Origin of the sequence: Vibrio sp. J2-4, assembly GCF_021728155.1 — a bacterium.
Lineage (GTDB): Bacteria > Pseudomonadota > Gammaproteobacteria > Enterobacterales > Vibrionaceae > Vibrio > Vibrio diabolicus.
Map to the genome: position 1 here is coordinate 90080 of NZ_JAKKCN010000009.1, position 10175 is coordinate 100254.

The following is a 10175-nucleotide window of genomic DNA, read 5'->3' on the forward strand; positions in this document are numbered from 1 at the left end:
AGTAAGAAAGCCGCTTGCTTCAAAGAACGGTGTTCTTGAGGTGTGAATTACCAAGATTCTGTTACCTTAATTGATAGATACATTAAAAGTATGTGATAGAAAAGAGGTAGCCATGATTGTAATTACAGGTGCAAGTAGCGGTTTAGGGGCAGAGCTGGCAAAGCGTTATGATGCGGAAGACAAAGAGACGTATATCATAGGAAGAAACACAGAAAAACTATCCGCATTAGCTAAACAACTCTCTCATAACGTCGGATATCAAGCTTGCAACCTCTCACTGCATCAAGATGTGAAACACCTATTTGATGGGATGAAACAGCCGCCTGAAATGGTCATTCATAGTGCAGGAAGTGGTTATTTTGGCGAACTGGAAGAGCAGGAGCCGGAAGAGATTCAAAAACTGATTGATAATAACCTGAATTCTGCGATTCATGTGTTAAGAGAGTTAGTAAAGCGTTACAAAGATCAACCGATAAAAGTGGTCATGATCATGTCCACAGCCGCTCAACAACCAAAAGCGCAAGAGTCTACGTATTGTGCTGTGAAGTGGGCTGTCAAAGGATTAATCGAGTCGGTTCGTTTGGAGTTAAAAGGAAAGCCGATGAAAATTATCGCGGTTTATCCTGGTGGTATGGATACGGAATTCTGGAAGACAAGCGGCAACACGATGGACACGAGTCACTTCATGCAAGCGGAAGATGCTGCCGAGATGCTCCATACGGCTTTGTCGAGCATTGGGAATGGTTATGTTTCTGATATTACAGTGAATAGAATTTAAAAAGAGTTGCGTATACTCATTTTCACCTGGATCAGTAGTAGGAAATGGAGCGTACGTTTCTTATCAGTACAGCTTTGTCACACTTTGTGGCGAAATTATCAGCAAACGATAGTTATTTAAGGTATTTCTGCTTGCGCAGGTCAAAAGCTTCCGTATAATGCCAATCATCAAAGGGCAATAGCCCAAAGATGCCGGTGTGGTGAAATTGGTATACACGACGGATTCAAAATCCGTTGCCTTCGGGCGTGGCGGTTCAAGTCCGCCCACCGGTACCATAATTCATATGATAAAGCCTCGACGTAAGTCGGGGCTTTGTTGTATCTAGGGTTTGTGAATTCAAATCCAGCGTGGCGTCAGGAATGCCAGGCCCAGTCAGTCCACTCTTTACTGCTTTCCATTTTTACTTTTCTAAAAATAAAAAAGCGCGAGGGATTACCTCGCGCAAGCTACTACATGATAATAGTAGGGAACAGCTTATAGAGCTGTGAACAAGGTGTTCTGTGAGTCAGGTGTCCAATCGGCTTGAGAGACGTGTGGGACGTTGACGAGATAACGTTTGCCAGAGTACGTCACTACATCTCCCTCTTTATATGAAACATTCACTTCCCAATTTGTTGCCGGATCAGCATTGGTCCAAAGGCTAGAGGTTGGGGAAGGTGCCCAGTCCTGCTGTGCGTTATGGCTGGTCACTGCTTGGTAAACGGTGCCTAAATGTAGGACGTAGTCGCCAGCGTTGTAGCTATGACCAACTTGCCAGTTTGGTGTGTAGTTATCCATCGTATCGAATACATAGCCAGCTTGTTTTGCTAGTCGGATAAATTCCGCTAATTTAGGTAAATTCTTGGTTGCACCCATTCCTCGCTTACCATCTTCAAACAAAAACTCATGCGTTAGAATAATGACCTTGTCTGCGTGGAGTGGTGTACCACATGGAAACTCTTGTGCTTTTGAATTGATAGGGTTGATGGTGGTAGGAGCACAGTTGTTCAATGCTGCATCTACGTAACCTAGGAAAGGTTCTGCCTCTGTTAGACTGTTGGCTGGCATTGCTATCCCCCAGTTTTCAGGTGCCCAATCCACATCCCAACCATGTGTTTGATAGCCTTTATTAGCCAGAATGTTTTGTACCGCAATTGAGGCTTTCACACTGTTTGATGGGTCGTTGATATTACAAACGTAGCCTGGTTCCCAAGGTTTAAAGTCATCAGACGTTGCACACAATCCATCGGCTTTGAAGTCTTTAGTTACGCGCCAGCCGTTGGTGTAGGGCAGTCTAGCAAACTCTGTTGCCTTATAATTCGGGTAGCTTGTAATGTTAGGCAAATACTTCTCTAACACAGATAAGTTTTCCGTAAACATTGAGGCATCGTAAACAGGATCTTGGTACGAGTTAAGCTGGTGGTCGCCGGTAGCATTACATTCTGCTGCGCTATTAGGTCCAAACTCATCAACGCAGTTATGAACCATATGATCGTAACTATGGTTCGCGACAATATGACCAGTGTCTAATGCGAGCTTTAAGGCTTCTAGCGAACGGTCTTCATTCTCATCACCAATTCCGTCTAAGTGCCAAGCATTAAAGTAAAACGTCGCTTTGATATCTTCTTGGTTAAGTACTTGAATAACGTCAATAGACGCATTGATTGGTCCATCATCAAACGTTAGATAAATGGTGCCTTTAGAGTCGGTTTGAGCAAATGAGTATTGTGATAGTGCGGCACTTACAAGCGTTGCAATAGCCAATTTATTAAATTTCATTCTCTATTCCTTTTTAGAAATTAATAACGACGTTGTCAGTAGTAATATATTGATAATTTGAAACCTAATGTGGTGTCTTAATTTATTTCCTGGTTTTTATCCTAGACCTAAATAATTACTAAAAAACAGGTCGTATTTTCTAAATTGGGATTGTGTTCACGAATAATGCAACCGGTTGCGCTTTTTTGTCTTGGTTATTTTTGCTACAGTTTTTGCAGGTTGAAATTTACACAACGGGAGTAAGGCTATGAAAAAGATCCTTTTATGCTGTAGCGCAGGGATGTCAACCAGTATGCTTGTTAAAAAAATGGAGCAAGCTGCTGAAAATAAAGGAATTGAGTGCAAAATTGATGCGATGTCAGTGAATGCATTTGAAGATGCAATTAAAGAGTACGATGTTTGTCTTCTCGGGCCTCAAGTACGTTTTCAGCTAGAAGAGCTAAGAAAAACGGCGCAAGAGCATGGTAAAAACATTGATGCGATTTCTCCTCAGCATTATGGAATGATGAAGGGAGAGGAAGTACTAGAGCAAGCATTAGAATTAATTAACTAAACCATAGTTTTAAATTAAAAAAGATAACTGTACATCAAATATAAATATTTGATGCGGGATTCTTTTGCCTAAAATAAGGATGGATTCTATGAAGCTTTATGACGCAATTATAGGCGCAGTCGAAAAGCATATAGCCCCTATAGCAGCAAAAGTGGGGAATCAGCCCCATGTTCGAGCAATGAGAGATGGTTTTATAGTTGCAATGCCGTTTATTATTGTCGGTAGTTTCATTTTGATTTTTGCATTCCCACCATTTGCCGAAGACACGACCTTTACTTTTGGTCGAATTTGGCTCGATTTCGCCACCACACATTTTGATACCATAATGATGCCCTACAACATGTCGATGGGTATCATGACCATTTTTGTTTCGCTCGGCGTTGCTTATAGCTTAGCTAAGGCTTACAAGATGGATGGGATCACGAGTGCTGTATTGTCGCTGATGTCTTTTTTACTCATCGCGGCCCCAGCTAAAGATGGCGCGCTGTCTATGTCACACATGGGAGGAACCGGGATCTTCACCGCAGTGATGTGTGCATTCTTCTCGGTAGAGCTCTACCGTTTTATGAAAAAGCACAACATTACGATTCGCATGCCAGAGCAAGTTCCACCGGCGATTGCACGATCATTTGAAGTGCTGTTACCAGTCTTAGCGATATTCATTACCTTATACCCACTTAGCCTTTTCGTGCAAACCCAGTACGACATGCTGATTCCAGATGCGGTCATGGCAGTCTTTAAGCCTTTAATTAGTGCGTCTAACTCATTGCCTGCCATTATTGGCGCTCTATTGCTTTGCCAACTACTTTGGTTTGCGGGTATCCATGGTGCTGCAATTGTTGTGGGGCTGCTTTCTCCAATTTTCTTGACCAACATTGGTGCCAACATCGAAGCCTTTGTTGCAGGTGAACCGATTCCAAACGTATTTACTCAGCCTTTCTGGGATTTTTACATCTTTATCGGTGGCTCTGGTGCAACACTTGCTCTTGTTATGCTGATGTCATTTAGCCGTTCTGTTCACCTAAAGAGTATTGGTCGAATGAGTGCGGTGCCTGGCTTCTTCCAAATCAATGAACCTGTGATCTTCGGTAGCCCAGTTGTGATGAACCCGACCTTGTTTATCCCGTTCGTCTTCGCTCCAGTCATCAACGCTACGATTGCGTACTTTGCTGTGCATGTCGGCTTTGTGGGTATGGGTGTCGCTACAACGCCTTGGACAACACCTGCACTGATAGGTGCTTCGTGGGGTAGCGGTTGGACCTTTGCGCCAGTATTGCTCGTCATTGGTTTATTGATTCTTGATCTAATTATCTACTTCCCATTCTTCAAAATGTTTGAGAAGCAAATGTTGGAGCAAGAACTACCAACGACGAAAGAAACTAAAGATGAGGCGCAACCTTCAGGCGAAGGCGTTACTGCTTAACTGTGCTTAATGGGCCGTAATTGCCGCGGCCCGATCTTCGGAGAGAAAATGATGGAACAAGAATTGGTTGTAATGGAGATCATCTGCAATGCTGGCGAAGCCAGAAGTTTGAGCTACGAGGCGTTGCGTTTATCTAGAGAACAAGATTTTGATGCGGCTGAGGAGAAGCTCTCTCAAGCAAGAGAGTGCATTAACAAAGCCCACTTAATTCAGACTCAGTTGATTGAGGAAGATCAGGGGGAAGGGAAAGTCCCGGTGACGTTAGTGATGGTACATGCTCAAGATCACTTAATGACCACGATTTTGGCTCAAGAAATGGCTGTAGAAATCGTTGCACTGAACAAAAAAATCTCGAACAAATAAGGGGAGAAAAATGTCTAGAGAGGCGATCAAACTTGCCATTATTGGCGGTGGTAGTAGCTATACCCCTGAACTGGTTGAAGGGGTTATTAAGCGCTTAGAATATTTACCCGTTAAGAAGATTCATTTTGTGGACATTGAGTCAGGAGCTGAGAAGCTTGAGATTATCAAAGGTCTAGCGCAGCGAATGGTTGATAAAGCAGGTGCAAAGATTGAGATAAAAGCAGACTTTGATCGTCGTGCTGCGATAAAAGATGCGGACTTTGTGATGACGCAGTTCCGTGTGGGTGGCCTTACTGCTCGTGCTAATGACGAGCGAATTCCAATTAAATACGACGTCATCGGCCAAGAAACAACAGGCCCTGGTGGGTTTGCTAAAGCACTACGAACCATCCCGGTTATTCTTGATATATGTAAAGATATTGAAGAGTTGGCACCCAATGCATGGATGCTCAACTTCACCAACCCTGCGGGTTTGGTCTCTGAAGCCGTCAGTAAGTACACCAAAGTAAAGAGTATTGGTTTATGTAATGTGCCGGTTTCGATGGAAATGATGATCGCAGAAATGATGGAGTGCGAGCCAAAAGAGCTACAACTTGAGTTTGCCGGATTAAACCATCTCGTTTGGGTGCACAAAGCATGGCTCAATGGAGAAGATATTACTCAAACAGTATTAGAGAAAGTCGGTGATGGTGCTAACTTCAGCATGAAGAACATCTGGGAAGAACCGTGGGATCCCGCATTTCTAAAAGCGCTGGGGGCGATACCATGTCCTTACCATCGTTATTTCTATCAAACCGATGCTATGCTCGCTGAAGAGAAACAAAGCGCGGGTGAAAAGGGCACTCGTGCTGAGCAGGTAATGGAAACAGAAAATGCGCTATTCAAGCTCTATCAAGATCCTAATCTCGATCATAAGCCGAAAGAGTTAGAAGAGCGGGGTGGGGCTTATTACTCAGATGCATCACTAAACTTGGTTGATTCAATTTATAACAATCGTAATAGTATTCATGTTGTTAACGTCTTAAATAACGGAGCGATTAACGGCCTCCCCGACGATGCTGTGATTGAGTGTAGCGCGGTGATTGGTAGTTGGGGCGCGAAACCTCTTGCGGTTGGTGAGCTGTCAAACAATATCAAAGGATTACTCTATCAAGTCAAAGCATATGAACAGTTGACAATAGACGCTGCTGTTGAAGGTAATTATGACAAAGCGCTCATGGCATTAACCAACAACCCATTGGTGCCAGACATTGGTCGTGCCAAGTCAATTCTGGATGATATCCTAGCGGTGAACGCTCCGTATTTACCTCAATTTAAACTAACGACGTTGTAGTACTAAGGAAGGGCGCCAATGAAAGTCATTTTTAATGCTGATGATTTTGGTTTAACGAGAGGTGTAAATAACGGCATCGTAAAAGCTCATCAGCAAGGTGTTGTTCATTCAACCACCATGATGGTCGGTATGGATGCTGAGAAGCATGCTTTAGAGTTGGCTCGCCATAATCCAGACTTGAGAATTGGTGTTCATCTTAGGTTTACAGCGGGAGTGCCTCTAACTGGGCACCCTAATTTGACCAACGGTCGAGCGCATTTTATCAAATACGACGAACTGTGGGGTAAGCAGGACTTCGAAACTCAGGTCATTTATGACGAAGCAAAAGCTCAGGTGGAACATTTTTTATCGCTTGGGTTAGAGCTAAGCCACTTAGATAGCCATCATCACGCGCATACTCACCCTCAAATTTTGCCCGTTATTAAAGAGGTAGCGAGTGAATACCGAGTGCCACTGCGGGGCACTGGCTTGTGTCAAGAATCGATGACAACAAGGTATGTCTTTACTGACGAGTTTTACGATCAAAAAGTAAGTTTAGATGGTTTGATGGCGCATTTATTGAGTCTAAAGACAAACTATGATTTGGTTGAGGTGATGTGCCACCCGGCAGAGGCCGATCAAGCGCTGATTTTAAAGAGTGGTTATGCGCTTCAGCGAGAGCTAGAGTTACAAGTTCTAACCTCTCCCATTTTAAAAGAACAGTTAGCTCAACATGGTATAGCTGTCACGGATTACTCTGAGCTCGTTTCTACCAATCAAATGGTCGGTGTATGATTAAAGGCTGCCAGCTTCGCCCCCTATAAGCACCTTACGAATTGCTGGCAGCCGTTCTACACAAACGGATATTTAATAACAATTGCAGTTGGACCCAATAGCATTATGGCAAGGATTAAAGATGTCGCCGAACTCGCCGGTGTAAATCGCTCTACCGTTTCTCGAATCATTAATGGGGAGGGGAAGTTTCGCGAAGAAACTCGAAAAAAAGTAGAGCAAGCTATGGCGCAACTGAATTATCGCCCGAGTGCGATTGCTCGTTCACTCGCAACCTCATCCAGTAATATGGTTGGCTTATTGGTGACTTACTATACGGGGGGCTTCTTTGGAGAGATGATGGAGCAGGTTCAGACTGAGCTGGATATTCATAAAAAGTTTCTGATTACCGCTCAAGGACATCATTCTGCAGAAGGTGAAAAGGAAGCCATTCAGCGTTTTAATGATCTGCGTTGTGATGGCTATGTCCTCCATAGTCGTTATTTGTCAGATGATGATTTACGTGAATTAGCAAAACAGCCTACGCCTTTCGTTCTTCTGGATCGCTATGTTGAAGGAATAGAAGAGCGTTGCGTTACTTTTAATCATCATCATGCAAGCCGTATTGCCGTCGAGCATCTTTTAGCTGGTGGTCATAGAAAAATCGCCTGTATTACCGGTCCATCCCAACGTCATAATAGTTTATTAAGAAAGCTTGGGTACGTTGACGCGATGAAGGACGCAGGTATCGATATTGACGAAAGCTGGTGTGAAGAAGGGAATTATGGTCGGCAAAGTGGTTATGATGCAATGGCTGCAATTTTACAACGACACCCTGAAGTTACTGCAGTCTTTTCTTGCAGTGAGGAAATGACGGTCGGTGCAATGCAGTACTTACACGAGCACAATATTTCAGTACCGGAGCAAATCTCTTTAACTAGCTTTGACAGTGTCGACCTTTGTGAAAGCCTTTATCCTACAGTGTCGGCAGTGCACTTTCCTATCAGTGATATGGCCCGTGTAGCGGTACAAACATTAATGGGATTAGTCAAAGGTCAAGAAATAATAGATAAGCCAACGTTCGAGGCTCAGCTTAAAATACGCAAAGCAGATCGAACCTTAAAGTAGCTTGCTTTTGCTCATTAAATGAGTAATTAGAAATGACCATCTGATGTTTTGATACTTACTGATGAATTTATTCACAAAATTTACTAGTATTCTAACTCTCTTAGGCAACGTAAATCAGTAGTGAATAAGTGGCAGCCATTAAACTTACGGTCGATCGTATTCAACCCGGATTACATATCCGTCTTCCGCTAAAGTGGAACGATCACCCTTTTCTACTCAATAGTTTTAAGATTAAAGATCAAGAACAAGTCGAGATGATCCGTCACCTCGGTGTAAAGTTCGTTTACTTTAATCCAGAGCAAAGTGATGCCGCACCACTTCCAGTCGACCAGATACAAGCTGATAGAGTAACGAATGAAGCGTCGCTAGATCATGAAACTCAAAAACTTTGGCAAGAAAAACAAAACCGCATAGAAAAGTTAAGTGCGTATCGTCGACGCGTTATCCAGTGCGAAAAAGAGTTTGAGCGCTCTCTTGCGCGTATGCGCTCGGTCATGACGAAAATTCGTAATCGTCCAACAGCTGCCGTTGATGAAGCGAAGCTTCTTATTGAAGATATCGTCGAGAAGTTAATGTGTGATGATAATGTCACTCTACACCTGATGAACGGTAAAAATGAGTTTGAAGATATTTATTTCCATTCGTTGAACGTTGCTGTTATCGCCATGATGATTGGCCGTGCTAAGGGGTACTCAGCTGCGCAGTTGAAAGAGCTTTCATTCTCAGCGCTATTCCACGATATCGGGAAAATAAAAATTCCTACCGCAATATTAAGAAAGCAAGCACCGCTGACGGAACCAGAAACTAACTACTTAAAGTTGCACACCAAATATGGAGTAGACCTTGCGAGTCAAATAGAAGGTTTTCCCGAAGTTGCAAGAGTTGTGATTGCACAGCACCATGAACTAAGAGATGGGTCTGGCTATCCCAAAGGTCTGAAAGGAGATGAGATCAACGAGTTTGCTCAAATTATTGCTGTAGCTAACGCATTTGATAACTTGTGTCATACACCTATAGTCTCAGAGCAAAAAATTCCTTATACCGCACTCTCTCATTTATATAAGAACTGTAAACACCTATATAAAGAAGAAAACCTGAATATCCTGATTAAGTTTATGGGCGTGTTTCCTCCAGGCACTGTGGTTCAGCTTTCCAATAATATGGTGGGCTTGGTTATCTCAGTGAATGCATCGCATCTATTATTCCCAAATGTATTGGTTTACGACCCATCAGTGCCAAGGACGCAGGCACCAATCATTGATCTTGCATCAAAGGATATAAAGATAGTTAACGCGATTCATCCGTCTAAATTGCCGGAGAAAATCAAAGAGTATCTTAATCCGCGTTCACGCATTTCTTACTTCTTCGATAGTGATGAGTAGTTATCCACAGATTTTTGTGGGTAAGCTGTAGAAATCTTGAGTGTTATTTCGGGGTAATTTTTAGGTTGGATGGAAAGTATCCACTTGGCATGTTTTTTTAGAAAAAATGTACTTTTAGTATTGCCAAAGAAAATCTTCTCCCTATAATGCGCATCCATCGACACGGCAGACGCCACAAGGCTTCAGCAGAGTCGAAGAGGTGAAAAGCTTCTACGAAAATTAGTTGAAAAAAAGTGTTTGACACTCTCAATTATCTCGCTAGAATGCACCTCCGCTTTGAGAGAAAAACTTCTCGATAAGCAAGCTCTTTAACAATATAGACCTATCAATCTGTGTGGGCACTCGTTGATGATAATCCAATTAGAAGCTTCGGCTTCAAATTAGGTTTCAATGATACGAAGTGACCATTGAGTCGAAAGATTCAGCACAGTCAATTCAAACATTACTTATGTAATGTTCAGTATTCATTGGGCCGACAAAATCTTAAATTGAAGAGTTTGATCATGGCTCAGATTGAACGCTGGCGGCAGGCCTAACACATGCAAGTCGAGCGGAAACGAGTTATCTGAACCTTCGGGGGACGATAACGGCGTCGAGCGGCGGACGGGTGAGTAATGCCTAGGAAATTGCCCTGATGTGGGGGATAACCATTGGAAACGATGGCTAATACCGCATGATGCCTACGGGCCAAAGAGGGGGACCTTCGG

At 43.1% G+C, this 10175-nt stretch carries 9 protein-coding genes, 1 tRNA gene and 1 rRNA gene; 10 read left to right on the forward strand and 1 reads right to left on the reverse strand.

The genetic code is table 11. The features are described from left to right. Window positions 1-112: 112 nt before the first annotated feature. Window positions 113-778: an SDR family NAD(P)-dependent oxidoreductase gene (locus L3V32_RS22890; RefSeq protein ID WP_104969819.1), complete on the forward strand. Its 666-nt coding sequence runs from the start codon at window positions 113-115 to the stop codon at window positions 776-778. 190 nt (window positions 779-968) lie between these two features. Then, a tRNA-Leu gene (locus tag L3V32_RS22895) sits at window positions 969-1053 on the forward strand. A 199-nt stretch (window positions 1054-1252) separates the two neighbouring features. Here the strand turns inward: L3V32_RS22895 and L3V32_RS22900 are convergent. Beyond that, window positions 1253-2536, reverse strand: a complete 1284-nt coding sequence (locus L3V32_RS22900) for a carbohydrate-binding protein (RefSeq protein ID WP_046873617.1) — start codon at window positions 2534-2536, stop codon at window positions 1253-1255. A gap of 247 nt (window positions 2537-2783) precedes the next feature. Here L3V32_RS22900 and L3V32_RS22905 point away from each other — a divergent pair, with 247 nt between their 5' ends. From L3V32_RS22905 to L3V32_RS22940, 8 genes are all read left to right on the forward strand, one after another. Then, the gene (locus L3V32_RS22905) at window positions 2784-3089 is read left to right on the forward strand and encodes a PTS sugar transporter subunit IIB (RefSeq protein WP_025767645.1); all 306 of its coding nucleotides are present in this window, start codon (window positions 2784-2786) and stop codon (window positions 3087-3089) included. Window positions 3090-3177: 88 nt separating this feature from the next. Continuing rightward, window positions 3178-4512 (forward strand): PTS sugar transporter subunit IIC, encoded by a 1335-nt coding sequence (locus tag L3V32_RS22910; RefSeq protein ID WP_005397441.1) that lies wholly within the window; start codon window positions 3178-3180, stop codon window positions 4510-4512. Window positions 4513-4563: 51 nt separating this feature from the next. Then, window positions 4564-4875: a PTS lactose/cellobiose transporter subunit IIA gene (locus L3V32_RS22915; protein ID WP_237285320.1), complete on the forward strand. Its 312-nt coding sequence runs from the start codon at window positions 4564-4566 to the stop codon at window positions 4873-4875. 10 nt (window positions 4876-4885) lie between these two features. After that, window positions 4886-6208, forward strand: coding sequence for a 6-phospho-beta-glucosidase (locus tag L3V32_RS22920; protein ID WP_237285319.1), 1323 nt, complete (start codon window positions 4886-4888; stop codon window positions 6206-6208). Window positions 6209-6226: 18 nt separating this feature from the next. Continuing rightward, window positions 6227-6982, forward strand: coding sequence for a chitin disaccharide deacetylase (chbG, locus tag L3V32_RS22925; protein ID WP_006742368.1), 756 nt, complete (start codon window positions 6227-6229; stop codon window positions 6980-6982). A 105-nt stretch (window positions 6983-7087) separates the two neighbouring features. Continuing rightward, a complete protein-coding gene (locus L3V32_RS22930) occupies window positions 7088-8086 on the forward strand; it encodes a LacI family DNA-binding transcriptional regulator (RefSeq protein ID WP_006742369.1) in 999 nt (332 codons plus the stop codon). Between the two features lie 128 nt (window positions 8087-8214). Next, the gene (locus L3V32_RS22935) at window positions 8215-9468 is read left to right on the forward strand and encodes an HD-GYP domain-containing protein (RefSeq protein WP_012841389.1); all 1254 of its coding nucleotides are present in this window, start codon (window positions 8215-8217) and stop codon (window positions 9466-9468) included. A gap of 485 nt (window positions 9469-9953) precedes the next feature. After that, window positions 9954-10175, forward strand: a 16S ribosomal RNA gene (locus L3V32_RS22940); the annotation flags it as partial.

What these genes read in the sequence shown, in the direction of transcription:
- L3V32_RS22890 (WP_104969819.1), top strand. Translation starts at nt 113, where the DNA reads ATGATTGTAATTACAGGTGCAAGTAGCGGTTTAGGGGCAGAGCTGGCA.
- L3V32_RS22900 (WP_046873617.1), bottom strand. Translation starts at nt 2,536, where the DNA reads ATGAAATTTAATAAATTGGCTATTGCAACGCTTGTAAGTGCCGCACTA.
- L3V32_RS22905 (WP_025767645.1), top strand. Translation starts at nt 2,784, where the DNA reads ATGAAAAAGATCCTTTTATGCTGTAGCGCAGGGATGTCAACCAGTATG.
- L3V32_RS22910 (WP_005397441.1), top strand. Translation starts at nt 3,178, where the DNA reads ATGAAGCTTTATGACGCAATTATAGGCGCAGTCGAAAAGCATATAGCC.
- L3V32_RS22915 (WP_237285320.1), top strand. Translation starts at nt 4,564, where the DNA reads ATGGAACAAGAATTGGTTGTAATGGAGATCATCTGCAATGCTGGCGAA.
- L3V32_RS22920 (WP_237285319.1), top strand. Translation starts at nt 4,886, where the DNA reads ATGTCTAGAGAGGCGATCAAACTTGCCATTATTGGCGGTGGTAGTAGC.
- chbG (WP_006742368.1), top strand. Translation starts at nt 6,227, where the DNA reads ATGAAAGTCATTTTTAATGCTGATGATTTTGGTTTAACGAGAGGTGTA.
- L3V32_RS22930 (WP_006742369.1), top strand. Translation starts at nt 7,088, where the DNA reads ATGGCAAGGATTAAAGATGTCGCCGAACTCGCCGGTGTAAATCGCTCT.